The 24,256-nt window shown below is 43.1% G+C and carries 21 protein-coding genes and 1 tRNA gene; 8 read left to right on the forward strand and 14 right to left on the reverse strand.

Features of this window, described 5'->3' with window-relative positions; translation table 11 throughout:
• Positions 1–237: 237 nt before the first annotated feature.
• Positions 238–2,190 (reverse strand): DNA primase, encoded by a 1,953-nt coding sequence (dnaG, locus tag V7K61_RS09725; protein ID WP_335053215.1) that lies wholly within the window; start codon positions 2,188–2,190, stop codon positions 238–240.
• A 210-nt stretch (positions 2,191–2,400) separates the two neighbouring features.
• Here dnaG and tftA point away from each other — a divergent pair, with 210 nt between their 5' ends.
• From tftA to V7K61_RS09750, 5 genes are all read left to right on the forward strand, one after another.
• Positions 2,401–3,753 carry a hormogonium tapered terminus morphoprotein TftA gene (tftA, locus tag V7K61_RS09730; protein WP_335053132.1) on the forward strand — a complete coding sequence of 451 codons (1,353 nt, stop codon included), beginning with the start codon at positions 2,401–2,403 and terminating at the stop codon, positions 3,751–3,753.
• Positions 3,731–3,883: a hypothetical protein gene (locus tag V7K61_RS09735; RefSeq protein ID WP_335053134.1), complete on the forward strand. Its 153-nt coding sequence runs from the start codon at positions 3,731–3,733 to the stop codon at positions 3,881–3,883. Before tftA ends, V7K61_RS09735 begins: the two co-directional genes overlap by 23 nt.
• A 535-nt stretch (positions 3,884–4,418) precedes the next feature.
• Entirely contained in the window at positions 4,419–5,300 is an 882-nt protein-coding gene (locus tag V7K61_RS09740; protein WP_335053136.1) for a TauD/TfdA dioxygenase family protein, read from the forward strand.
• 181 nt (positions 5,301–5,481) lie between these two features.
• Positions 5,482–6,489 carry an aliphatic sulfonate ABC transporter substrate-binding protein gene (locus V7K61_RS09745; RefSeq protein WP_335053138.1) on the forward strand — a complete coding sequence of 336 codons (1,008 nt, stop codon included), beginning with the start codon at positions 5,482–5,484 and terminating at the stop codon, positions 6,487–6,489.
• Positions 6,490–6,732: 243 nt separating this feature from the next.
• Positions 6,733–8,004 (forward strand): MFS transporter, encoded by a 1,272-nt coding sequence (locus tag V7K61_RS09750; RefSeq protein WP_335053140.1) that lies wholly within the window; start codon positions 6,733–6,735, stop codon positions 8,002–8,004.
• Here V7K61_RS09750 and V7K61_RS09755 read toward each other — a convergent pair.
• The 7 genes from V7K61_RS09755 to V7K61_RS09785 all read right to left on the reverse strand — a co-directional run bounded on the left by V7K61_RS09755 (position 8,001) and on the right by V7K61_RS09785 (position 16,268).
• Positions 8,001–9,101 (reverse strand): LLM class flavin-dependent oxidoreductase, encoded by a 1,101-nt coding sequence (locus V7K61_RS09755; protein WP_335053142.1) that lies wholly within the window; start codon positions 9,099–9,101, stop codon positions 8,001–8,003. The two genes, V7K61_RS09750 and V7K61_RS09755, sit on opposite strands and share 4 nt — an antisense overlap.
• 145 nt (positions 9,102–9,246) lie before the next feature.
• The gene (locus tag V7K61_RS09760) at positions 9,247–10,026 is read right to left on the reverse strand and encodes a class II aldolase/adducin family protein (protein WP_335053144.1); all 780 of its coding nucleotides are present in this window, start codon (positions 10,024–10,026) and stop codon (positions 9,247–9,249) included.
• Positions 10,027–10,483: 457 nt separating this feature from the next.
• Entirely contained in the window at positions 10,484–11,059 is a 576-nt protein-coding gene (locus V7K61_RS09765; RefSeq protein WP_335053146.1) for a putative molybdenum carrier protein, read from the reverse strand.
• A gap of 79 nt (positions 11,060–11,138) precedes the next feature.
• Entirely contained in the window at positions 11,139–12,041 is a 903-nt protein-coding gene (locus tag V7K61_RS09770) for a hypothetical protein (protein WP_335053147.1), read from the reverse strand.
• 203 nt (positions 12,042–12,244) lie between these two features.
• A complete protein-coding gene (locus V7K61_RS09775; protein WP_335053148.1) occupies positions 12,245–14,089 on the reverse strand; it encodes a tetratricopeptide repeat protein in 1,845 nt (614 codons plus the stop codon).
• A gap of 123 nt (positions 14,090–14,212) precedes the next feature.
• Positions 14,213–14,983, reverse strand: coding sequence for a WecB/TagA/CpsF family glycosyltransferase (locus tag V7K61_RS09780; protein WP_335053149.1), 771 nt, complete (start codon positions 14,981–14,983; stop codon positions 14,213–14,215).
• A 217-nt stretch (positions 14,984–15,200) separates the two neighbouring features.
• On the reverse strand, positions 15,201–16,268 hold the full coding sequence (locus tag V7K61_RS09785; RefSeq protein ID WP_335053150.1) for a glycosyltransferase family 4 protein: 1,068 nt from the start codon (positions 16,266–16,268) through the stop codon (positions 15,201–15,203).
• A 339-nt stretch (positions 16,269–16,607) separates the two neighbouring features.
• Between V7K61_RS09785 and V7K61_RS09790 the strand changes: the two genes are divergently transcribed.
• Positions 16,608–18,110 carry an acyl--CoA ligase gene (locus V7K61_RS09790; RefSeq protein WP_335053151.1) on the forward strand — a complete coding sequence of 501 codons (1,503 nt, stop codon included), beginning with the start codon at positions 16,608–16,610 and terminating at the stop codon, positions 18,108–18,110.
• 74 nt (positions 18,111–18,184) lie between these two features.
• Complete coding sequence (locus V7K61_RS09795) at positions 18,185–18,346, forward strand: hypothetical protein (RefSeq protein WP_335053152.1); 162 nt, start codon at positions 18,185–18,187, stop codon at positions 18,344–18,346.
• Here V7K61_RS09795 and V7K61_RS09800 read toward each other — a convergent pair.
• Entirely contained in the window at positions 18,328–18,966 is a 639-nt protein-coding gene (locus V7K61_RS09800; RefSeq protein ID WP_335053153.1) for a HesA/MoeB/ThiF family protein, read from the reverse strand. The genes V7K61_RS09795 and V7K61_RS09800 overlap by 19 nt on opposite strands.
• Before the next feature lie 23 nt (positions 18,967–18,989).
• Positions 18,990–19,820, reverse strand: coding sequence for a hypothetical protein (locus tag V7K61_RS09805; protein ID WP_335053154.1), 831 nt, complete (start codon positions 19,818–19,820; stop codon positions 18,990–18,992).
• Between the two features lie 478 nt (positions 19,821–20,298).
• Here V7K61_RS09805 and V7K61_RS09810 point away from each other — a divergent pair, with 478 nt between their 5' ends.
• A complete protein-coding gene (locus tag V7K61_RS09810) occupies positions 20,299–21,153 on the forward strand; it encodes a DUF6602 domain-containing protein (protein ID WP_335053155.1) in 855 nt (284 codons plus the stop codon).
• Between the two features lie 64 nt (positions 21,154–21,217).
• Here the strand turns inward: V7K61_RS09810 and V7K61_RS09815 are convergent, their stop codons facing one another.
• The 4 genes from V7K61_RS09815 to V7K61_RS09830 form a co-directional block, all read right to left on the reverse strand.
• Positions 21,218–22,651, reverse strand: coding sequence for a vWA domain-containing protein (locus V7K61_RS09815; RefSeq protein ID WP_335053156.1), 1,434 nt, complete (start codon positions 22,649–22,651; stop codon positions 21,218–21,220).
• A 223-nt stretch (positions 22,652–22,874) separates the two neighbouring features.
• Positions 22,875–23,090 carry a hypothetical protein gene (locus V7K61_RS09820; protein ID WP_335053157.1) on the reverse strand — a complete coding sequence of 72 codons (216 nt, stop codon included), beginning with the start codon at positions 23,088–23,090 and terminating at the stop codon, positions 22,875–22,877.
• A gap of 77 nt (positions 23,091–23,167) precedes the next feature.
• Positions 23,168–23,236 (reverse strand) — tRNA-Phe (locus V7K61_RS09825).
• Between the two features lie 32 nt (positions 23,237–23,268).
• The gene (locus tag V7K61_RS09830; RefSeq protein WP_335053158.1) at positions 23,269–23,991 is read right to left on the reverse strand and encodes a hypothetical protein; all 723 of its coding nucleotides are present in this window, start codon (positions 23,989–23,991) and stop codon (positions 23,269–23,271) included.
• Positions 23,992–24,256 lie beyond the last annotated feature (265 nt).

Consider the following 24,256-nt stretch of genomic DNA (forward strand, 5'->3'; position numbering starts at 1 on the left):
ATTTCTCGGTTTTCGCACTATCCCTCAAGCTCAACGTGCTTTAGCCAATCAAATCCAAAAGGTTTTTTCTTTCTTTGTATGAAACCACCCTGCCTTCTCCCTTGGGAGAAGGGGTTAGGGGATGAGGGCGTGAGGAATTTGCAAAACGCCTGTCTGATATTTTTCCCCACAATGCCAAGAAGTCTACTGAACTATCTTGAGGTCTAATCAAGATTTAGGTTGAGCGTGAGTGCAAGGCTATAACAACTCGGTGATGGAAAATAACCGTTGTCGGTCTATTTGTTGAAGCTTGATTTTTTCCGCGTAAAAAGCCTGATAATAATATTCATAGCGGTCTGGTTCCGCTTCTGGATCGGTTTGTTGCCATAGTTCTAAAAAGTGACGATAGCGTTTTTCAAGCATCACCAAATCCATACAAGCGATCGCAGCTTGAACTACTTGCGGAGTCCGCAGTATTTCTTTTTGGTTTTTTTCATCCACATGAAATAAATGGGAAATTAACCCGATCTCGCTGTCAAATTCTAAGAACCGATCTTGGAGGCGGGAAATTAAATTTGGTAGAGACGAAAAACTTTGCGTCTCTCCATCACCGGATGAAATTTCTAAAATCTGTTGCCATAAAAATCGATGGTGGGAAAGGCTAAATTGCAAATCTCGCTCCTCTAGTTCGTCAACAATCATTTGACGCTGTTCGGGACAATGCAAGTAAATTCGCAATAATAATGCCTCTGCGTGTTCTAAAAGGCTGCGTTCTGTCGGGAGTGGGGAGTTGGCGGAGAGTGGGGATTTGCCACCTCCCCATGCTTTCTTCGCTGATACGGGCTTAGAATATGTAGCCGCAGCTGGAGCAATTTGAGTTAACAGATTTTCGACTCTTAGGGGTATAAGTCTGGTATCTCCCAAGCTGAGTATTTCTGCACAATAAGAAACGTAATAGTTGCGTGTATCGCTGTTAGCTATATTTTTAAGTAATTTGACTATTTGCTGAGTTACTTGCTGAAAATCAGTAGCCTGTTTTAAGTCTCGGTCTTGAATAATTTGCTGAATCTGCCAGTCTAGCCAAAGTGGCGCATTTTTTAGCAGTTCTCCATAATCTTCTGGAGTGTGACTATGCAAATATTCATCAGCATCTTTGCCATCAGGTAAATTGAGAATTTTTAGCTGAACTTCCCCCTTGTATGCTAATTCAGCAATTTCACCAATCGCCCGTTCGGTGGCATTGGTTCCAGCTTTATCAGCATCAAAGTTGAGTACTAATTGTTTCGATTCGGTGTAGCGTAATATTAACCGGACTTGTTCTAAGCTTAAAGCTGTACCGAGTGAGGCGACGGCGTTATTTATACCAGCAGCGTGGAGAGCGATCGCATCAAAATATCCCTCTACCACCACGGCTTGATCGAGTTGGGAAATCCCACCTTTGGCTCGATCGAGGGCAAATAATGTTTTACCTTTACTAAAAAGTTCGGTTTCGGGTGAATTCAGATATTTAGGCTGTTCATCAGTGAGAGTTCTACCACCAAAGGCAATGACGCGTCCTTGAACATCGCGGATGGGAATCATCAAGCGATCGCGAAATACATCATAATATCCGCCTCCTTCCTTGCGTGGCTTAATCAATCCCGCTTTTTCCAGTATTTGCACTGGGTAATGTTTATCTTCCACTAAATAACGATAGAGAGTTTCCCAACCTGCGGGAGCATAACCTAAACCAAATTGCTGTATAGTTTCTTCTTTGAATTGGCGGTTAGATTGCAAATATTGAAGTGCTTTTTGCCCTTGGGATTGTCTCAAGGCGTGTTGATAAAACTGTGCTGAAGAAGCCAGAACTTCATATAACTGCTCACGCAAAGATAGCTGACGCTGTAATTCTTGGCGTTGTTCGGGTTCGAGAGTTTGCACAGGTACTTGGTAACGCCGTGCTAAATCCAGCACCACATCAGCAAAAGAACGCTTTCCCAACTCCATGACAAACTTAATGGCATTTCCCCCGGCTTGACAGCCAAAACAATAGTACATTTGCTTGGTTTGACTAACAGTGAAACTGGGAGATTTCTCATCATGGAAGGGGCACAAACCGACAAAATCCTTTCCTCGTTTGCGTAAAACTACGTATTCCGAGACGACATCTACAATATCAGCCCGTAGTTTAACTTCCTCAATTGTGTCTGGGTGCAAGCGGGGGATTTGCATGGCTTTGTTATTAGTCACTTGTACTGAGCGTTCGCGTAGCGTCTCGAAGAGAAGCCGAAGTATTGGTCATTGGTCATTGGTCATGAACTTTGGAGAAATACCAAAGGACAAATGACTTTAGACTTCTGATAGCTATTATATTCTTGTTGCCAAACCAAGAATGATGTATACAATTGCTTAGACTTAATTTTATCAGAGGAAATACTGAAAATGGGGCGTATTTTTATATCAGCAGCTCATGGAGGCAAAGAAGCGGGAGGAATAGATCAAGGTGCGATCGCAGGTGGTACAAGTGAAGCAAAAGAAATGATTCTGCTGCGGGATTTGATTGTTACGGAACTAAGGGCGCGGAGTTTGGAAATTTTGGCGGTTCCTGATGACTTGAGCGCCGCCCAAACTATCACCTGGATCAATTCCCGCGGCCGCCGGGGTGATGTCGCCCTAGAAATTGCAGCTAATGCGGCTAACAGCCCTTCTGTGCGTGGGGCTAGCGTTTTCTACATTGCTAATAATAGCGATCGCAAGAGTAATGCTGAACAGTTACTAGTGGGATTGTTGCGCCGCGTACCCCAATTACCGAATCGGGGAGTCAAGCCAGATACAGATAGTGGATTGGGTAGTTTAGCATTCTGTCGTCAGACAACGCTGCCAGCTTTGGTAATGCAAGTGGGGTTTCTCAGCAATCCAGAAGATCGGGCTTTACTGCAAACTCGTCGCCGCGATTTTGCTTTGGGAATTGTCGATGGATTGGTTACTTGGAGTCGTGTAATTGACCCCACTCCTGGAACTCCGACAGAAGCAAATTATCCGCCAATTAATATTAATATTAATGGACAAAGTTACACAGAACAAGGAGTTTTAGTTAATGGTAATGCTTACATCCCCATTGATTTAGTAGACCTTCTCCGAATTGACCTTTCAAAAGCAGCTAATGTCAATAAAATTACCTATCACAAAATAGTTTATGTCAAAGCCATCGAACTACGAGATTTTAATGTTGCAGTCAGTTGGGATGCGGCAAGTCGTACTGTCAGCTTGCGCTCGAATTTGATGGTTTGCCCTGGTCAATTTTCGCGGGTGATGTCAAACGGTAATACTTCCGAAATACAGTTACAATTATTCCTCAGAAACAATAATGAAAATGCCTTAACAAAGTTTCCTGACATCCCAAAACTGTATCGGGAAGAAGCAGGTATAGAAGGAGTGAACTATGATATTGCCTTTTGCCAAATGTGTGTAGAAACGGGATTTTTACGGTTTGGTGGTGATATTAAACCTGAGCAAAATAACTTTGCCGGCTTAGGTGCGATCGGTGGCGGTTCGGAGGCTGCATCTTTTCCGAGTGCCAGAATTGGAGTCAGGGCACACATCCAACATTTGAAAGCTTACGCCAGTTTAGAACCTTTGGTACAAGAAGTAGTAGATCCAAGGTTTCGCTTTGTTACACGCGGGATTGCGCCATTAATCGATCAGCTATCAGGGCGGTGGTCAGCAGATTTGGATTATAGTACAAAGATTTCAGCAATGCTCAAACGATTATATGAATCAGCAGGACTTCTTTGAGTCAGGAAAGGAAAATTACTCAGGTTCTGCACAGTGCGATCGCCTATGGTGGGCGAAACGCGATCGCAAACACGATCTGCTTCAGCTGTTTTTTGACAAACCGCTTCCTAATTACTTGATTAACCGTTGATTCCACAAACTCAGTTGCAATAGCTTCACCATTTCGCCAACGTTCTTCATAGTTGGGGATATATATAGGAATCCGGTTTGATTTCTGAAAAAAATTAAGTATTTGTAGGGTGCGTTATGACTTTAGTCTAACGCACCAAACCCTTGAAAATGGTGCGTTACGCTTCGCCATAACACACCCTACGTGTTGTTCAAAAATCAAATAGTAATCCTATAGCAGATTTCAAAGTTGTGAGGTACAGAAATACTCCAGCCGTATATTGCTGTAAACATTGGTTTACTTTTTGCCAGTCAAAATGGTCAAGCATTAACCATTAGCGTAGTTCGTCTATCTCTTCAATCTTGTCAGAGATATCACCTTAGCCCGTAATTTGACTGGATAACTTTGCTATATATTTTACTAAGTATTTCTGCTTTGATTCCAGCAGTCTAAAAATATAGTCATTGCATACTACTGTAAATCTATCGGCTTAGTGTATTATGTTGAAAACTACCATCGCTTCCTTACCAACTACAAAGTACAAGGAGAAATTTTTATGACATTTACTGCAACACGAATTGAGATTACGCCTACTGGAGCAGCTTTAGGAGCAGTTGTTACTGGTGTTGACGCCAGTATTGCAGCAGAACCAGAAGTAATCTTGCAACTCAAGCAGGCGTGGCGCGATCATCACATCCTCATCTTCAAAAATCAACAATTGACTGACGACCAATTATTAGCGTTTGCGAATTACTTTGGCGACATTCTCCAACAGCCTGCCTATATCCGTAAAGGAGAAACCGAGCCGTACCTGCCGCCTCTTGTTCTTACCCTTGCAAATGCTGCCTCTGAAGAAAGTTCCGTCAATCTTGCACCCAACCATCGTAAACTTTTACCCCATATCGATCATGACTGGTTGCCTACACCATCTAGCGGTTCATTTTTATATGGGGTAGAACTGCCTGAAAATGGCCCTGATACCTATTGGGTGAATTTGATTCAGGCTTACGAAGAACTAGATGATGCTACTAAAAAGCAGATTGCTGGTTTGCAGTTACGCCATTTTAATTTATATGGCAAGTATCGGGATGAGTATCCTGAACCTGGCTACGCAGCTGGGCGTTCCGTTGAACCCGGTGAACAAGTTGCTACCCATCCTTTGGTTCGCACTCACCCGGATACTGGCAAGAAAGTTCTCTTCTTAAATGCCGCTAGCGAGGTAGATATTGTTGATTACGACCCAGTGGAAGGGGCAAAGCTAATTGAGCGGTTGCGGGAACATATTAAGCAACCTCACTTTGTTTATCAACACCACTGGAGTAAGGGCGACCTGCTTTATTGGGACAACCAGGCAACGGCTCACTATCGTCCCGAATTTAATTCCAACGCAACCCGTGTTTTGAAGCGGGTTAGCATTCGAGGAAGCCGTCCTTTCTAAAGTTCAGCTAGCTAAAGATTGTGAATTCTTTCAGATACAAAAATCTACTCCCCCTTTCCTTCTCCACTTTAGAGAGCAGAGGGGGTTAATTAACAAACAGTACTAAAAAGCTATGGTCAGACTGCAAATTGGAAAGCACTCAATATCCAGGCGTGATTTACTTTACACTTTTTATGGATTAATGTCTTTTACTGCCTTAGTCAGTTGTGGAACAAACAACGGCAGCACAGGTAATAACAACAACACAACCTTGAGTGCTAATGCCACTAGTAACAATAAAGGCAGTACCAAGCTGGTTCGACTTGGCTACCAAGTTTCTGGGGATCTAACCCACGAAAAAGGCGCGATCGAAAAACGCTTGGCTCCTGAAGGAATAGGTGTTACTTGGTCGCAATTTGTGTCTGGGCCCCCGCTATTGGAAGCCTTAAATGTGGGTAGCATTGACCTTGGGCCTGCTGGCGAAACGCCACCCATTTTTGCTCAGGCAGCTGGTACTAATCTGATTTATGTAGTTAATATGCCACCAGGTACTGGAGAAGGTTCAGCAATTGTTGTGCTAAAGGATTCTCCAATCCAAACATTGGCAGGTCTTAAAGGTAAAAAAGTTGCTTATTCTAGAGGGACGGCTCAGACCTTTTTTGTGGTGAAAGCGTTTGAAGAGGTAGGGCTAAAAATCAGTGATATTGAATCAGTGAATCTACCCATTGCAGATGGAAGAGCAGCGTTTTTGAACAAGACGGTTGATGCTTTTGTAGAAGGCGATCCTAGTCTGATCAAGCTGCAACGGGAAGGCACTATCCGAGTCTTACGAGACGCGCAAGGAATTAAGACGCCAGGAAGTTATTACCTAGCTTCACGAGATTTTGCAATTAATAATACTGAACTCTTGAAAGCAATTTTGTCAGAGTACTACCAAGTTGGGCAGTGGGCAAACAAAAACAGGCGGGCTGCTGCCGAAATCCTCGCACCGAAGGTCAAGACTGATGTCGATACTATGGAGTTGGCGCTGACGAGAAGAAAATATGACATGAGACCAATTACTGAGGAAGTAATTAGCGCCCAACAAAAGGTTGCGGATCTTCTGTATGAACTGAAAGTTGTACCAAAACAAGTTGATGTTAAAGGAGCAACCTTAACTGCCCAGCAGTATGCAGCGATTACACCGGATGCCGTTAGGAATAAGGCTTAACCTTTGAATCAGCAAGCTTGCTACAAAAACGCGATGCCTGCGGTGGTCACTGAGCCTTGCCGTACCACTTGCCTACGGCAGGCACGCTGCGCGAACGTGGAAGCAAGCTACGCGCAGCGTCTGTCTGCGACACGCTGCGCGAACGTAGAGAAGTGCGGTAAACTACGCAATTACCCTATAATTATTAGATAAACTAAGTATTAGGTTATCTAATACTTAGTAAAACACAATAGAACTTTCCTGATGAAAATTTGGAACGGACAATTAGGCGATCGCGTAAGTAATCTCATCTACCAGTATTTACCCGCTTTTCGCTGGCGTAATTTTCGCCTATTTTTTGGGGGACAGTTACTATCAATGTCTGGGACATTTATGACCCAGCAGTTAACTATTCCTTGGCTGGTATACGAATTAACTCAATCGGCTTGGTTGTTGGGAATTGCAGGGTTTGTGCAATTTTTGCCGACGTTATTAGTGATTCCCTTTTCGGGCGTATTGTCAGATCGCTGGAGTCGTCGTGACTTGTTGATGCTGGTGCAGATATTGGGAATTAGCGTTTCCTTGACTCTAACGATTCTTACCTTTACAAATTGGATTACGTTTCCCATCCTATTGGTACTAAGCGTTCTCAATGGTTTCCTCAAGGGATTAGATATGCCCGTGCGTCATACAATCGTCACCGAAACCGTAGACGATCGCGCCGATTGGAGTAATGCGATCGCTTTGAATTCAGTGATGTTAAGTTCCTCGCTGGTATTGGGGCCGGCTATGGGTGGGATTTTGATTGCAACGCTAGGGGTGAAATATTGTTTTCTCTACGATACTCTCAGCTATATCCCTGCCATCTTTACCCTGCTAGCGATGCGGCTGAAAGTCAGATCCATGCAAACTCTTACGAGCCTTAGTGATACTTTGCAGAAATTGCGAGAGGGCTTTGAATATGTCTCCAAGTTCCAACCCATTAGAGCAATTTTATTAATACTGGCATTACAAGGTTTAGTCGGGATGTCTCATATCGCGCTCATGCCCGTCTTCGCGGCGAAGATTTTAAATGGGGATGCAACTACGATGGCTCAACTCAGCACCTCAGCGCCCATTGGCTCGTTGTTTGCTTGTTTGTATCTGAGTGTTAGGCGAGGAATTGCCGGCTTAGAACGTTTGATTGTAGTCGCTCAAGTCTTGATTGGGATAAGTTTGATTTCCTTCTCACTATCGCGTCAAGTTGGATTATCCATAATCATATTGGTGTTTACAGGCTGCTTTTCCATCCTCCTGATTACCAGTAGTAATATGATTATCCAAACCCTAGTTGCCGAAGATAAGCGCGGACGGGTGATGAGTTTTTATGCCCTAGCAATGGTGGGTATGATGCCCTTTGGGAATCTGTTAGCTGGAACTTTGGCACAGAATTTTGGTGCGACTAATGCCTTGATTGTCTGTGGCAGTCTGAGTACCTTAGGTGCGCTATGGTTCTCTACACAACTGCCAGCAGTGAGGCGTTGGATCGATCGCTAAACCCCAACTCCAACTGTTTGCCGTTCTCGTCGCGCAACTTCCGCACGTACTAAAGGAATGACATCACGCCCATAAGCGATCGCATCCTCTAAAGGATCAAAGCCCCGGATCAACAAGGTAGTCACACCTGCATCGTAATAATCAACCAAAGCCTCTGCTACTTGTTCTGGTGTACCCACTAGAGCAGTAGTGTTACCTGCCGCACCAGTAGCTGCGGCGATCGGTGTCCATAGGCGTTTATCGTAAATCTCATTTTTGGCGGCAAAATCTAGCAGACGTTGCGATCCTACCGCCTGGGGTCTAGCTGGGGCAGCTAATTTTGTGCCTCCTCGCAACTCTTGAATTCGCGCTAAAATGCTATGTGCTTTTTCCCAAGCCTCTTGTTCTGTAGCACCAAGAATCGGTCGCAGAGAGACGCTGAAGCTAATGGAGCGATCGGGTGGTAAGGCAGCACGCACCTCTGCAATTCGTTCTTTAACTGCGGCAATTGGCTCACCCCACAAAGCATAGACATTACTGTGTTTGGCTCCTACCTGTACGGCTGGCCCAGATGCACCACCAAAATAAAGGGGGATATGAGGCTTTTGCAGCGGCTTGATCGCAGAGAAAGCACCCTTGATGCGGTAAAATTCACCTTCGTAGTCAAAGGGAGTGTCGCTTGTCCAGACGCGACGAACAATTTCTAAATATTCATCGGTGCGACGGTAACGGCTGTCATGATCTAACCAGTCGCCATCTCTTTGTTGATCGGTATCACTGCCACCTGTAATGATATGTATTGCGATCCGACCGTTGGTAAAATGGTCAAGGGTAGCTGCCTTGCGAGCTGCCAGAGTTGGTGCGACAAAACCCGGACGATGAGCAATTAAAAAGCCCAATCGCTCGGTTGCTGAAGCAGCGAAACTAGCAACAGTCAAACCATCAGGGCTACTAGAACTATAGCCAATCAATACTTTGTCAAAGCCTCCTTCTTCATGGGCTTTGGCAAATTCACGAACATAAGCTGTATCAATGATGTCATCTCCCAGACCGCCTGATGCACTATTTAATTCCGAAGTCGGTTTTGTCCGAATCAATCCAATAAATTCAATTGGCATAATTAATTCTCCTGAAAGTGTTGGGGAGTAGAGGGAGCAGGGGAGCAGAGGGGCAGGGGAGGCAGGGGGAGCAGGGGAAGAAGAACTATTGATCAATGCCCAATCCCCAATGAATGCCCAATGCCCAATCCCCAGTCCCCAATACCTAATCCAATAAGTCTGGTTGCTCGTGGGTAATTTCATCCCATAAATATTGGAATCCACCCCAGCCTGCTTGATGAGTACCACCGCGTTGTTGGATCTTTAAGGCGATGTCGTGGTCAATTAGGATGGGTTTTCCTACGGCTTCTGCTATCAATTGCGCTTTCGCAGTATCTTCTAACCTGATGTACCACCAAGCGGCTTCATCCACACTGTGTCCCACGGTCAATATTCCGTGGTTGCGTAAAATCGCAGCTTTGCGATCGCCTAGTGCCTGAGCAATGCGTTTTCCTTCGCTTGTCTCTAAGACAATGCCTGTGAAATCATCAAATAGAGCATGATCTTGGTAAAAAGCACAGGAATCTTGGGTAATCGGATCGAGCAACCGACCTAAAGATGACCAAGTTTTGCCATAGAAGGAATGGGCATGAGCCGCTGCAATGACATCAGGGCGGGCTTCGTGGATTTGAGAGTGAATGGCAAACGCTGCTTGACTAACTTTGCCTTCACCTTGGACTACCTGACCTTCACTATTCACTAGTATCAGGTCTGATACCCGAATGCGACTGAAATGTATCCCAAAGGGATTTACCCAAAAATGATCGGTAAGTTCGGGATCGCGGGCAGTGATATGTCCTGCCAATCCTTGAGCAAAACCCAAACGCGCAAATACCCGAAAGGCTGCTGCCAAGCGTTCTTGACGATGGCGACGCTCTGATTCAATGGAAACGAAGGTTGGTGGCTGAAAGGGATTGCTGGGGCGGACGAGAGAAGTTTGCACCATAATTTTCAACTCCTACGTATGGATTGGGTAGACCTACAGTGCTGCCTCACTGCTGCTGAAAGCGTCAAGGTTTATCGATAGGCATCGGTTCACCATTAAACTAGCGAGACAACAAAGGATTTATGGTTATGGCTCGGTGGGCGATGTCTACGACAGGCTGCGCCTACGCAGTTTTTATCGCTGCAAAGACGTATTGTTCAATCATGTCCAGCGGACAATGCTACAAATAACTTTTGGCTGATAGCCATGAATACCTTACTATTTACGGTTTTTCAACTACCTAGTGAAAACAAATTTCTTAACTAGAATAATGATGCTATCAAGTAAACTACGGTTAGTCAATCGACTTAAAGGTATTTAGGTTAAAATGAAACTATCACAGTTCATTTAAATAAGCAAGCTCAATATGGAGTTCTGCTAAAAAAATATACTGGGGGAAAGTTTTATCTCTTTCTTTTTACGACTCCAAGAGCTGCTTAAGAACATATCGGGCACGGTTATAAATAACACCTGGTTGTGAACTTTCTCGTGGGCCAGCAACATTCAAAATGCGAATGTTGTGCTTCTGAATCCAACTCCAGAAACGAGCAGCGTCATTTTCACTGAAGGACAGCGCGTTAATGATCAGGACAGGGCGATCGTACTTATGCGCCAGGTCAGCCGTAAGCTTTGTTCCTCCTTCAAGCGATCCATACGCTAGGACGAGCGTCCCGTCTGAATCTCGAACGTTCCACTCGGTACGTAATGCATAGTCAGTACTCGTTGTCTCTTGAAGCGGGTATACAGGTGGTATCTTTCCATCCTCTGCAAGCCGCCCTTTTGGACACCATCCACGAACTGGTAACAAAAGTGACAAAGCTGTATCGAGCGCAGCTCTGTCAACTCCTGTCTGACCTCCAGTTACAACCCAAAGCCGTTGATGAGACGATATTGACTCTCCTTTCTCAGATGGTGTGGCGATCGGAAGTGCGATCGCTTTACTCTGCATAAGTCCTCCAACGATGAACAATACAAGTACAACGCCTCCGATCATAATGACGTTGTTAACTGCCATGAGTAATAACTTTCCTTTCACGTTTGGTCACGACCTTTAATGACAAATAGTTCTATTTTCAATATCTGACTGTTATACGGAATGCACCTGCATTATCAGAGAAAAACACAAGTGGCAATGACCCCAAATGCATTTTCTTGCGACCATCACTTAAATCTGGATAGGCTCGTTGTAGAGCCTTATAGTAGTCTTTTGCATTTTCTGATGGCGAATATTGTGAGATGACAGCTTCATTAACTATAAAAGTTAGCCAGCCGTCTTGGTCAGCTGTGAATTCTGTGTTGTTAGTAACGGAAAAAAGTTGGCTAGACTTCAATTGATTATCGTTCAAAACTTCAAATGGATCAGATTGTGTAAAATCTTTAGGTATTTTAGAAAAATCTTTTCCAGGTATTATAATCGCTAGCAATCTACCCCAAGGCATATCTTTTTGGAGCTTGCAATCTTCAAGAATATCACTTGCTTCAGAATCTCCCTCTGGACCAACCCAATCTCGATAAAAAACATTCTTGTCAGAGGGTTTAGACTGGTATCGCTGTTTGATTTGAGCAGACCACCTGTTTGCGAGTTCTTTATCGTTAACTATTAGGGGTTTCACTGACTTGGCAAAGTCATAAATTTGCTCTGAGGCAAGATGTATACGCCCTTCTGGGAAAAGAGAAATTTTCTGTCCTGTCTTCAGGAAAATGCCTGAATTCTGGAATCCGGCAGTTGCATCGACCGTCACGTGTGCCCCAAGACTTTGATAGTTGGGATCAAGAAAGATTTGCCCCGCTAAGATACGTAGTCCAAAGAATCGGGTACTGATAAAAAGTAGAGACATCAAGATAAAAAGCGTGCCTAGCACGGTTACGAGCATGAGAGCAAGAAGGCGTAGCCATTGATCTCGTCGCAATGATGTAACAGAACTGAGAATGGATAGCCATGTATGCCTCCTTCTCGGTGGTCTATTTTGTGCCATTGTAGAAAATTCCTAATCTAATGATTTCTACCTAATCTTCCTACACAACTTAATAAACCCATTACAGAAAAATGCGTTTAAAAACACTCAATAAACCACAACGTCAGTTGAAAGTCGAGCGATGTCTACGACGGGCTACGCCTACGCATTTCTTGCTTCTCTTTTCAAACTTGGGAGCAGTTAAACCTGAATCCTTACCTTTCTTACATATCTCCTTTATATTCTTCTAACAATTGCGGAATGTGATCGTACCCATCTACACCGATAACCGCAATAATTTTTGGGCGATGTTGCTGTAAAAACTTTTGGAAAGCTTCTGCACCGATTTGTCCTTGCAAAATTATCAGTAACCCTGCTGGTTGTCGCCACTCACTAGAAGCTATTTGCTCCAAAAGATACATTCCCAAGCAGCCCGTGTAAACAGTTTTTTCGGAATTTTGCAGATGATAATAAGCTTCTGCTAAATAAGCTAAGTTCCGCCCTTGGAGATACAAATCACCGGAAACTTGCGCTGTTTTAAAACCATCTTCCAGATATTTAATTGCAGTTTGGTGTTCTCCAATTACTAGATAGGCAATTCCTAAGCTGCTGACACATAAGGCTTTACTTTGAAGATCGCCTAATTTTTCGGATAATTTTAAACCTTGTTCCAAATAATTAATTGCGGCTTCATAGGTTTCTGGTTCTAAGTTTTCTAATTCTTGAGCTTGCATGACTTCGCTGTAACCTAAATTTACCAGCGCGTTTGCTTCCCCTGTGCGATCGCCTGCTTGCCGACTCAGTATTAATGCTCGTTGACTGTAGTTAATTGCCTCAGCATAATTTTGCTGTTGCACGTAGGTGCGGCTGAGGTGATTGAGATTGGCAATTTCACAGGTGCGATCGCCTGCATTCCTGGCTATCTCTAGCGCCTGCTGATGAAAATCAATTGAGCGCTGGTATTGTCCCAAAGCACGCTGAGAATAGCCCAAAAGGGTCAAAATTCGAGCCTTTTCTTGGGTTCCCTCACCTCGCCGTAGCGGTTCATCCAGATAATCTAGGGCATCTCGTAAATAGGTGCCAGTAAAAGAAGCAAAAATCCCGCCGTAAAAGGGAAAATACGGACGCTGGGCAAAGGTTCGCAAAATCTGAAGCATGATTTGAGAACAGGCATCGCTATATACTGTCCCAATGCTCCTAAAACCACTTGCTAACTGACTCCAAATCACTGCAAAGGTCAAAAAAGTGGAAATGGACAACTTTGGCCCCGCTTTCACATCGTAAGCTTGTTGGTCAAACCAGTTAATTAGTCCCCGTTGCAAGAACTGTAAAATCAATGCCATTTCCACCCAATCTCTAAGGGTGATGCCTCGTTGTCGTTCGGCAAACTCGATTGCGGATTCTTCCCTAGCTAAGGTGCGGAGCAGTGCTTGGGGTAATTCACTATTAAGTTGTTTAGCCCAACTTGCCCAAGGGCCACTTTCTCCCGGTACGCCGCCAAATCCCAAAGATTCCTTTCGCTCGTACATCCAACTGAGCAAGTTGTCTTGCAATCGCTGCCAAGAAGCTAAACCACGGGTAATCCCTTCGGAAAATTGTTGTAAATCAGCATCTGCCTGAGCAAATTGCTGCAATGCCTTTGATAACTGCTGTAACTGTTGCAAATTTAGCGGATACTTCTGATTCGGGTCAGTAACCCGGATAAATACCGCTAGACGATCGCCAGCAGGGGCTGTAGTTATTTCTGTAGCTGCGGAGGCGATCGCTTCTGTGGCTTTATTTTGCTCTTGCCAGCGTTGCCATTGACTTTGAATCGTCTTAATGGCTCTCAAACTGCGAGTCGCCTTGGCTTTCTTGAGTTCGTCTTTTTCGCTATCTACTTGGCTTTGGAGAGAATTCAGGCGATCGCTCAAAGCTAGCTCAAAGACTTCCCCTGTCCCGGAAGTGATACCTTTTAGCAGCATTTGATACACCTGTTCTACAGAGCTAATTTTGCCCTTGAGGGTGGTTTCGACAATTTCATCGATTAAGGCAAGATAGCGATCGCTTAATGGCAGAGAGTCTGGCACTTTGGCTACTAGGAGAATGTCACGTCAATTCTAATTCTAGTCTTGGCCGCAGAGGTAGGGGAAACAATTGGCCACTTTTCATCAGTCATGGTCATAACAAACGCGAAATTTAGAAAAATTTATTTAGCGATTTGTTATCATTCCTTGAGTGATTCGCTGTTTAACTACACGATAAAAAAATAATGGAATGCCTACAAGATAACGGTCTGCTAGACGAGTGGGTTCAGTAACTAAGCGTGTTAACCACTCCAGACCATTATCAGTCAGCCAACGCGGGCCGCGATATATAGAGTCAGTATAAAAATCTAGACAAGCACCCAAAGGTAAAAATACAGTATTTTCAATTTTATTGAAGTTATCTAAAATCCAGCGTTCCTGTAATGGCATACCAAAACCAATATATAAAATATCTGGTTGGAATTTATTAATTTTTTCTATTACCAAATCATTCTCTTTTCCTGATTTATCAAAATAACCATGATGTCCCTGTACGCGTAAATTAGGCGCAATTGATCCTAACTTAGTAATTGCCTTATCTACTACACCAGGTTTTCCAGCTAACAAAAATAAAGAAAGGTTTTCTTTCTCACACTTTAATGCTAAATCTTCTATGTAATCTGGTGCTGTCATTCGATGTGCAGATTGCATTGAATAACCGTTGAATCTAGCTCCTACCATTACACCAAATCCGTCACAAAATACTAAATCAGCCTTATTCAAAAAATCTCGATACCAAGACTTTTCGTAAGCAAAATTCATTGCTCTGATATTAACATGTCCTACAACTGTCTTTTTTTGGCTTTTTGCTGCTTCTATTAAATAGTCAACTAATTCTTGTACTTTAACTTTATGGAATCTTGTATCAAACAATTTCACTTCAGGAAAAGTTTTCATTTCTGCACCTATCTCACTTATTAGCCAGTATACCAAGTTTAGAATAATCCGAACAACAAAAGAATAATACTTTTCTCGTTTTCTTGACTTTTCCTAATATTAAATCCATACCTTTTCAACGCCTATTATCCTTATACAGAATCAATTCTGTCGTTTTCAAGTTCGGTATTTAATACATAGTGTAAATCACTTAAGCCTATTTTTATCAAGATGGCTTTCAATTGATAACTGCTGTATAGATGCATCTTAAAGATGTAAAATAATTATTTATGTCCAAGGGTTTAACTCTGACTCGTGCGTTATTTCCCAAAGATATTCTCAGATTTTCGTCTGCAATTAAGGATTGCATTGCCTCTGACAGTTGTTGAATATTCCCCGGATTAACTAATAAACCATTCTGGTTTTGAGTCACTATTTCGGGTATTCCTCCTACTGGGGTAGTGATAACTGCCAAACCCCAACTCATTGCTTCTAGTAGTGCCATAGGCAGACCTTCGTTGTAGGAAGGTAACACAAAGACATCAGCTTTAGTTAAAAGATCGTCGCGTTTTTCTTTATCTACCCAATCAAGAATAGTGATGTAGTCAGTAAGATTTAGAGTTGGGATCAAACTACGAGCTTGTTCTACATCTCCATCCCCCGCTATAACTAACTTGGCTTGGCTTTGTTGAGCAACAGGCATAGAAGCAAATGCTTTAATTAAATCAAAAGCACCTTTGCGCTCACCAATGCGCCCTAAAAATAAGAAAAATATCTGTTTGGAATCTATTCTCTGTGGAATTTGTGCAGGAATTTTTACTGGGTTAGGGAGAACAATAACTTGCTCTGACTTCAAACCAAGATTCTCAATGTAAAAATTTTTCCAGCTATCTGATAAAACAATGAAACGGGTACATTTACAAAACGACCAACTTAGCCACCGCTGAAGCAATTGAGGTAGTTTAGAGTAAAATAAATGAAAATCAGCACTATGAGTATGAATAATTACTGGTTTTTTAAATAACCAACCAATCAGAGTAGTAATTGAATGGCGAAAAGCACTACCTCTATCTGAAACATGGATGTGAATTAGGTCAGTTCTTTGGTTTAATAAGTTCCAAAATAACTTACCTATTGCCTGCAAAAACACTAATACTTTATGGAAAGTAGAACCATTCGGTAAAGTCGTAATGTGTTCAATTTGAATATCAGAGGTAGTTTCTTCAAGAATGAGCTTCTCCACAGAAACTATTCCACCTTGGCGCTCTAAGCTTTCGCCCAACATAGTAATCTTTATGGAACTCATTATTGCTATTAATATGTTTTGGAAATTGAGTACACGGCTATTTATATAAACTATTGAAGAATTTCTTCTAGTTTATATCCAAAGGCGCACTCCAAGAGCATTTTGAGAATTAATGCTAATAACTCTATCTGCTTGAGCGCAACTCCATAAATTTATTCAATGTACACTTTTATGATTTTACAGGATGATCTCCATAACAAAATTCTGCCATAGGGATTGTTATGAGGATATTTAAAACATTGTTGTTAATAACAGCATTCTAGCACTCTCTCACAACTCAAAGCTAAGTAACAATTTTTTGTTTAAGCTAAATCATGTATTTACAGGTCGGAAAAACTAATGAATTTATTTGAGCTTTTAGTAGGAAAAGACAATCATCCAGCCCTAGTTACACCTGAGGGGCGATCGCTAACTTATAAGCAATTACGCGAGAATGTCATTGGACTGGTATCTCAACTCAACAGCTTTGGATTGAAACGGGGAGAACGCATTGCCATTGCCATGACTAACGGTTCACCAATGGCGATTACCTTTTTGGCTGCTGCCCTATCTGGCACTGCTGCACCCTTAAATCCCAAATACAAACAAGAAGAATTTGCCTTTTACTATCAAGATACCCAAGCAAAAGCACTGATTACGTTGTCTGAGGGGTCAGAAGCAGCCATTGCTAGTGTCACACCCGATATGATGCTGATTAATGCCAAGGTAAATACTGACGGCACATTAACCTTTGAATTAGTCAAAACAGGCTCAAAACCAGCAGAATCCGCGAATCCCGTAGCCCCCAACGCTGATGATATAGCGATGATTCTTCACACTAGCGGCACTACCAGTCGTCCCAAGCGTGTGCCGATTCGTCATCGTAACTTAATCGCTTCAGCCGGCAACCTGATTAGTGCTTACTCACTCACAGCAGATGATACTACACTTTGCCTAATGCCCCTATTCCATGTTCACGGATTGGTGGGCTGTTTGCTGGCAACTCTGGCTTCGGGTGGTACATTAGTTTGTCCCAATGGTTTTAATGCTTTGGAGTTTTGGAAACTGGTAGATACCTACAAACCCACTTGGTACTCCGCAGCGCCAACCATGCACCAGACAATTTTGGCGCGCGCTAGCCGCAACCCAGAAATTGTCCAAGCAAACCGCTTTCGTTTTATTCGCTCTAGTAGTGCTTCTTTGCCGCCGATTATCATTGAACAGCTAGAGGCAACTCTGAATGCTCCTGTGGTGGAATCTTACAGCATGACTGAAGCATCTCACTTAATGACCACCAACCCCCTACCGCCAAAAGTCAGGAAACCAGGTACTGTAGGTTATGGCTTCGGTGTGGAAGTGGGCATTATGGACTCCGAAGGCAACCTATTATCTCAGGGAAGCTTGGGCGAGGTGGTGATAAAAGCACCCAACGTTATAGATGGCTACGAAAACAATCCAGAAGCTAATGCCACTGCTTTTGTGAACGGTTGGTTCCGTACAGGGGATCAAGGTGCAGTGGATGCAGACGGCTACCTCCGCTTGACTGGACGGATTAAAGAATTGATTAACCGGGGTGGGGAAAAAATTTCTCCTTTAGAAGTGGATGATGTCTTGCTGCGCCATCCCGCCGTCGCCGAAGCCTTAGCCTTTGCCGTCCCCCACAAATCTTTAGGAGAAGATATCCACGCGGCTGTGGTTCTGAAAGCAGAAGCTGGTGAAAAAGAACTTTTAGCACACTGTGCAACTATGCTGGCAGACTTCAAAGTTCCCAAGCAAATTCACATTTTAGATCAACTACCTCGTGGTGCTACCGGTAAACTGCAACGGTTGGCGATGGCGAAATTGCTGAATATAGGGGAGTAGGGAGTAAAGGAGCAGAGGAGCAGGGGAGCAGAGGAAGCAGGGGAGCAGGGGAAGTGATTTGTATCAGTAATTTCGTGAATTGGTATCAGCAATTGGGAGATGGCGATCGCTATACCAATTCAATTAATGATTGCAACACATCCTTGGGTAAAGACGCGATGAATCGCGTCTCTACAAATGGTCAATTTATCGTCAAAATCACAAACGTCTACGCAATCTACAAAAACAGAGATTGAACAGTCAGATCCTTCTGGGTAATACTGAAGTTACGCTGTTCTGCTGTCGCAATGAATGAAACGATCGCTTCACATGCCACAGCCACGGTTAACATCACTAGGTTTCTTGCCAACGGATAATCACAAACATCATCATTCACCTCGGAAGGAACGCGATAAACGTCATTCCAAATCACTTCTGCATAATCTGCTGATAGTCCAGCATGAAGACAAGGTATGCTTAATTGTTCAGCATAATCTTTCACTGCTTGACGTGCCACACTATTATCAAAGACATCGATAATTAGCTGGCTGTCTTGAAGTAATTGATTTGTATTTGCTGGTGTCAACTCCTTTGTTTTGGCATCAACTTTAGTACCAATTGCTCGATATAAATTATTCGCCAAAATCTTCGCCTTGAACGCTCCCACATCAGAACGGTAGTAAGGCTGAGTCGAAAGGTTACGCTCCTCAATGCGATCGCGATCTATCACTGTAAGTTTATCAAAACCAGACCGAGCTAAGTTTTCCGCAATGTTAGCTCCTAATGCTCCAGCCCCACAAATTGTTACAGAATAGTTTTTTAACTTTGTCATCACAGCATTAGTGCGGTAAAGCTGTTCGTGAAAAAAGATACTCATAATAATTCGTAATTCGTAATTAACTACTCTTGTTGTTCTATGACAGCCACTAAGGATTGCAAGTCAAAATCGCGATCGCGTCCACTCAGACAAATGCCAGAACTGACAACAGTCAAGTCAGTTTTTGCGATCGCACTACTATGGCGAACACCATCAGCAGTTGTCCAATCGACTGTCCAGTAATCGTTGCGATCGTGGAATTGATTTAAGGTACCGCCACCCATTTGCAATGCCTTTCTCAATCGCTTTTCATCCTGTTGGGGTTGAGTAAATCCCTCAATGCGCCGAGTTGCTAATTCATACACTGCGCGGATTTCTGGAGTAATGCCCTTAAACTGTAATTCCTCAGCAGGAATAAGTTGCTTGACGGTAGATTGCAGAGTTTCCACAATTTCCGGATCGGTACGGCGATCTACTTCCTCAAACCAGCATGAATGTCCATTCCATCGGGCAATGATTTGCTCAAAGGTAACGCCCTCGGTAACTAAGTGGACTGCGATCGGCTTAACTACCTTCAACCGTTGACGCATATCTACTTCATTTACGGGGTATGCTAACCAAGTTTGTCCCCGCAGTTGGTGTGCTAACCGCAGTCGTATTTGGGAAAAATGTTGCAGATATTCCACAATTTGGGGTAAGTCTGCTTCTTCTACAACCGTTGCTGTCTTTTCATCCACAGCCTGAAATATTCCCCAACCCTCAAATTTACTAGGCTTTGGCGTAAAGGTGTAGATCATCCCGGCTACTCGTGTGCGAACTCGTCCACCTTTGACACAGGGTGCAAGGAATTGGGTGGTATGTAATTGCGCTTCTGCGATCTCTATTTGGTTGATTAGCTTAAATATGTTAGTCATAGCTCACACCAAGGCGCAAAGACGCAAAGAAGAGTTTATACGTCAATTCAGCAAAGTTAGAGATTTATATAATTATTTCCCGCGTGCAAGTTGGTGGAGCATTGCGTGTTCTCAGTTACTAGAGGGACTCCGCTGGTGAGTTTTTACACACTCTTTCAAGGATGGCTACTTTTAAGCCTACCTCCCAGGTTCTTCGCACTCCCCGTTCACACACGCCCACTGTATTTGACAGTGTTACTTTTCCTCTCGTACTAGTATGTAGGCTCCAAGAGTTGGGGCACGCAGGATATTATCATAATACAATATACTACATAAGATTGGAAGAGATGAAAAAAAAGATTTTGGAGTAGAGCGATCGCTAAATTAATCACAACATTTTTATACTACAAAACACTACATGACTTAAGATAAAACAAAAACAATTTAGACTGAGGAGGGAATACTAAATTTTAGTATTGATATCTTTAAGCAGACAGTTATGGGTGAAGCAAAAAGACGTAAGAAAAATGATCCTGATTTTGGTAAACCTAAAGGAGCCAGTGTGCTTGAAAGGAAACTAGATTTGCTTCAAAAACAGATGGAATTAAGGCTAGAGGAGATTAGAGCTTCTTATCAACACAAAGGCAATATGGGGAGCAATGTAGAAGAAGTGATCCGTGAGTTCTTGCGAGAATTTTTACCACCTCATAACAGAATTGGCCAGGGAGAAGTAGTAGATTTTGATGGTAATTCATCTACACAACTGGATTTAGTAATTACTAATGAGTATCATCCCTATCTAAACGATTTAACAAAACCAAGTGTTTTCTTCATAGAAGGGATAGCTTGTGTTGGTGAAGTTAAAAGTGTTCTAAACAGCAATGATTTTGATAGCATACTTAGAAATTGTTTAACTTATAAACAGCTTAAAGTAAATCTCCAAGATGGAATGCGTACTTTTATAAATCCATCTGATTTAAAGAGATTTGTTGAAAAGCGCCCATATTTTTTATTTGCATTTGAATCACAGTTGTCATTGAGTACACTTTTAGAGAAAACAAAACGCTTTAATACTGATAACAATCTTGATTTCTGGCAACAGATCGATGGTATATTTATATTGAATAGAGGTCAAGTTATTAATTTCGGAGATGGTCAAGGTACCTTTCAGTTTGCGGATCATAAAGGCAATACTATACCAGGATTAATATCCATAGATATAGAAGAAGATCCCAAAGTACTGTTTGGTTTCTTATCCTGGCTAAACTCGGCAATGCCCAGAATTGAGATTCAATTTCCCATCCTAATGAGCTACCTTATGAAAGGGCAAATACCAATTAATGCAGGTAGATAGTTCAGATTAAGCTGTATTGAGGACATTGCCCACTACTTGTGATGAGCAATGTCACAAGCTAAATCTACTTATCCTCTCTTACAGGCAACGGCATATCCAAAATCTCCATCAGCAAATCCAGACGAGAGGGGCGCGTTAGGAGTGGGACGATGTTCGGCAAACTGTAGTAGTCACCCGCGAAAGTGAACGTATCTACAGGTGCTTGCTGTTGCTTCAGTTGAGTTTCCACCCAGTTGTAATGAGTACCCACACGGACAATCACCACATTGGGCATTATCGCCAACTCCCGGCAGTAGTTCTTGTAGACTTCACCGAAGTAAGGAGCAGCATTTTCGCCCTCATCCGTCACCAAAATTATCTGGTCAACTACCTGCTTCTTCTTCCGCATTGCTTCCAATGCACAGCCGATGCTAGTACCACCACCTGCATTGATGTGCTGAAAGGCACGCTCCCAGTCGCTCAACTCCTTCCCCTTTGCTGTAACAGCATAAGGAATGGTGTCGAAGGCGTAGACAAACAGTTCTGCCTTAGTGATACCAGAGATTAGGGCAGCGAGTTGCTTACCGATCGCGATCGCATTTTCCATTGAACCAGACTTGTCTACCAATAAAGCAGTTGGACGAGCGATCGCACCACGCCGTTTCACCTGTTCGTTTGTCACCTTTTCCAGTTGGGCAACGGTGTCTGCGTCAAAATCTCCTGCGTCAGTGGCAATCTGTGCTTTAAATGCTGAGACACGCCCACTCTTAGACGCTGCTTCTAGTTTGGAATCAATCAGCTTCTTGACTTGTGGGTGATCCATTGCACCTCTAGTCTGGAGAGACTTGAGGTTGTTGATCGCTTCTTGAGGAGTCATGCTGTTGATTAACGCCACTAAAACAACAGGTGTAAGTTGCTTGATTGCACCAACTGCGATCGTATATGGAATTTTGAACTCCACAATCAGCCGTGCCTGTTCTGCCGCACTTTCTGCCTTAGCAAGCTGCTTTAGCACATTTGCTAAGGAACCCTCTGGAGGAGTATCGCGGAATAGAATCGCATTTGCCCGCTCATTTGGCTTGATGTGCAGTGAAGCATATAAGTGCTTCATTGCTTTACGACCTCGCAAAGCGGCGCGATCGAACAGAGCCGGATTGCTCTCCCGTACCTTCAAGTAACGTCGTACCGCAGTGCGGGCGGAACGAGGCAGTTTATTCTGCTGCTCCTTCATAAAGTCCACCACACGAGCCACTTGATAGGGAGGAAATTCTTGCAGCATCATAAATCCAGCATCTCGGTGTTCAATCAAATTGCTGGTTAACAAATGAGCAACAAACACCTCTTTGTGGTCGCGGACATCACCATGACGCTGATACCAAACTGCCAGGTGTCCGTAGAAGATGGGATCGAGTTCCACAATTAACTGATGAATTTCTGCGACTTGCTCAAGCTTGCGGTGAGGAGTTGTGAGCAAACTGTTGAGCATTTCCAAACGCAGGTCACGTTCTGCGGTATTCATTATGAACCTCCTCTAGTTGTGATGGATGAGGAGGCAGATGTTGCACGCGGGGCGATAAAGTCACCGCGCAAGTTGTAGAAGCATTGTGTATAACTTGTGCAGAGTTATGTAAGCTTCTGCGATCGGGGCGCGGCAACAACTGCCAGTTTTGATGTAAAGTATCGAAATCGTTAGTACTACTCCCTAAAAGTAGTAGCTGCGTAAGCTGCCATCATATCTGCTGCTATTGCGACAGCATTTTTTGAAAGCAGCGACCAGAACCACAAAGACAAAGGTCATTGTTACCAAGCTTTTCTTGTAGTTCCTTGTCGCCATGAACAAGGCGATTGCCACGTTTAACAGCTTTTTCAGATGGGTAGCCACGACGACGTTTGCTTGATGGTTCAAAAGCAGAAATCGTCAAATTCGTCGAAATCTTCAGGCTCGATGTTGAAATCATTAATCTTCTTCATCGTTCTCACCTCCATATTGAAATGAAATAAAATCACCTCGTGCAAGTCGAAAAAGCTGTTGATTCACACACGGGATTTGAACCCGTAGTTGCTTGATCTTCAGTCAAGTGCCTTACCATTCGGCTAGTATGTAAGCTTTTTCAGTTAGGGCACGAAGTGAAAATTTTAGGTTTTAGAAAGTTGATTTAAAATAAATCGAATTTCTTTCTTATTACATTGCTGTTTCTTAGCAGCGTAAATCATTCGACCTGTATATGCCACAGAACGATGAATCATACCTTTGACAGCATCCGTCACATAATGAATGGGTGGCGATGGCAAATCTTCAAAGGTAATGAAATACCAAATATCGTTTAGCTTCTGGTATTGATGATAATTATCAATGATGACAATATCAGTTTGTTCCTGCTTTTGCTTCTGCTTTCGAGGTATTTTCTCGGCTGCACAAAGAATTCCGGTTTCAGGATGGATATAGAAGCGATCGCGATAGCTTGTATCTAGCTGATTTCGATACCCTTGATAAGGCTTGCTATAGAAACCACCATCAATTATTTCTACATACCGTTCAACATAGTCCCACACATGATCGATAACATGCCGTCCTGCCATTGTGCTGGGATCTAGTCGTTGACACAGTTGGCTGTAAACTTCATTCCAAGGCTGTCCGACTTTTGAGCGCAAAAACCGACGCAGGGGGCCAAGATGATCTGAAAGATACTTGGATTTATTTATTGGTTTAATCAGGTAGGGATTCAACAATCCATCCTGAATTGCATCCTGGGTGATTTTGTATAATTGCTTCTTAAAGCCAGTCACCTTTTTGAGGCTAATTCTCCTCCCACCGCGAGGACGCTCAATCACAATCTCGCTCAAACGATGTTCGCTCATATCTCACGTTGTTTAAATGCAGTTGTACTAATTGAGTTGTTATTAAACATGAGTTAGCTAACATCATTGAACTCACCTCTGTATTGAGTAAAGGTTATAGATAAATACAATTCAAATAATTTAAATTCCGCACAAGTTAGCAAAGCAGTTTTCACGATTGCCTTTACCAATTTGGCTACGCTCCCATCAAAGGGAGCGACAGGATTTGAACCTGCAATCCGTTGCCGGAGTGTGTGTAGGCTTTACAAGTTAGGGCGCGGAATAA

Origin of the sequence: Nostoc sp., from assembly GCF_036918015.1 — a bacterium.
In the GTDB taxonomy this organism is placed as follows: domain Bacteria; phylum Cyanobacteriota; class Cyanobacteriia; order Cyanobacteriales; family Nostocaceae; genus Nostoc.

Coding starts and splice junctions, on each gene's coding strand:
- dnaG (WP_335053215.1), bottom strand. CDS start 2,190: ATGCAAATCCCCCGCTTGCACCCAGACACAATTGAGGAAGTTAAACTA.
- tftA (WP_335053132.1), top strand. CDS start 2,401: ATGGGGCGTATTTTTATATCAGCAGCTCATGGAGGCAAAGAAGCGGGA.
- V7K61_RS09735 (WP_335053134.1), top strand. CDS start 3,731: ATGAATCAGCAGGACTTCTTTGAGTCAGGAAAGGAAAATTACTCAGGT.
- V7K61_RS09740 (WP_335053136.1), top strand. CDS start 4,419: ATGACATTTACTGCAACACGAATTGAGATTACGCCTACTGGAGCAGCT.
- V7K61_RS09745 (WP_335053138.1), top strand. CDS start 5,482: ATGTCTTTTACTGCCTTAGTCAGTTGTGGAACAAACAACGGCAGCACA.
- V7K61_RS09750 (WP_335053140.1), top strand. CDS start 6,733: ATGAAAATTTGGAACGGACAATTAGGCGATCGCGTAAGTAATCTCATC.
- V7K61_RS09755 (WP_335053142.1), bottom strand. CDS start 9,101: ATGCCAATTGAATTTATTGGATTGATTCGGACAAAACCGACTTCGGAA.
- V7K61_RS09760 (WP_335053144.1), bottom strand. CDS start 10,026: ATGGTGCAAACTTCTCTCGTCCGCCCCAGCAATCCCTTTCAGCCACCA.
- V7K61_RS09765 (WP_335053146.1), bottom strand. CDS start 11,059: ATGATCGGAGGCGTTGTACTTGTATTGTTCATCGTTGGAGGACTTATG.
- V7K61_RS09770 (WP_335053147.1), bottom strand. CDS start 12,041: ATGGCACAAAATAGACCACCGAGAAGGAGGCATACATGGCTATCCATT.
- V7K61_RS09780 (WP_335053149.1), bottom strand. CDS start 14,983: ATGAAAACTTTTCCTGAAGTGAAATTGTTTGATACAAGATTCCATAAA.
- V7K61_RS09785 (WP_335053150.1), bottom strand. CDS start 16,268: ATGAGTTCCATAAAGATTACTATGTTGGGCGAAAGCTTAGAGCGCCAA.
- V7K61_RS09790 (WP_335053151.1), top strand. CDS start 16,608: ATGAATTTATTTGAGCTTTTAGTAGGAAAAGACAATCATCCAGCCCTA.
- V7K61_RS09800 (WP_335053153.1), bottom strand. CDS start 18,966: ATGAGTATCTTTTTTCACGAACAGCTTTACCGCACTAATGCTGTGATG.
- V7K61_RS09805 (WP_335053154.1), bottom strand. CDS start 19,820: ATGACTAACATATTTAAGCTAATCAACCAAATAGAGATCGCAGAAGCG.
- V7K61_RS09810 (WP_335053155.1), top strand. CDS start 20,299: ATGGGTGAAGCAAAAAGACGTAAGAAAAATGATCCTGATTTTGGTAAA.
- V7K61_RS09815 (WP_335053156.1), bottom strand. CDS start 22,651: ATGAATACCGCAGAACGTGACCTGCGTTTGGAAATGCTCAACAGTTTG.
- V7K61_RS09820 (WP_335053157.1), bottom strand. CDS start 23,090: ATGATTTCAACATCGAGCCTGAAGATTTCGACGAATTTGACGATTTCT.
- V7K61_RS09830 (WP_335053158.1), bottom strand. CDS start 23,991: ATGAGCGAACATCGTTTGAGCGAGATTGTGATTGAGCGTCCTCGCGGT.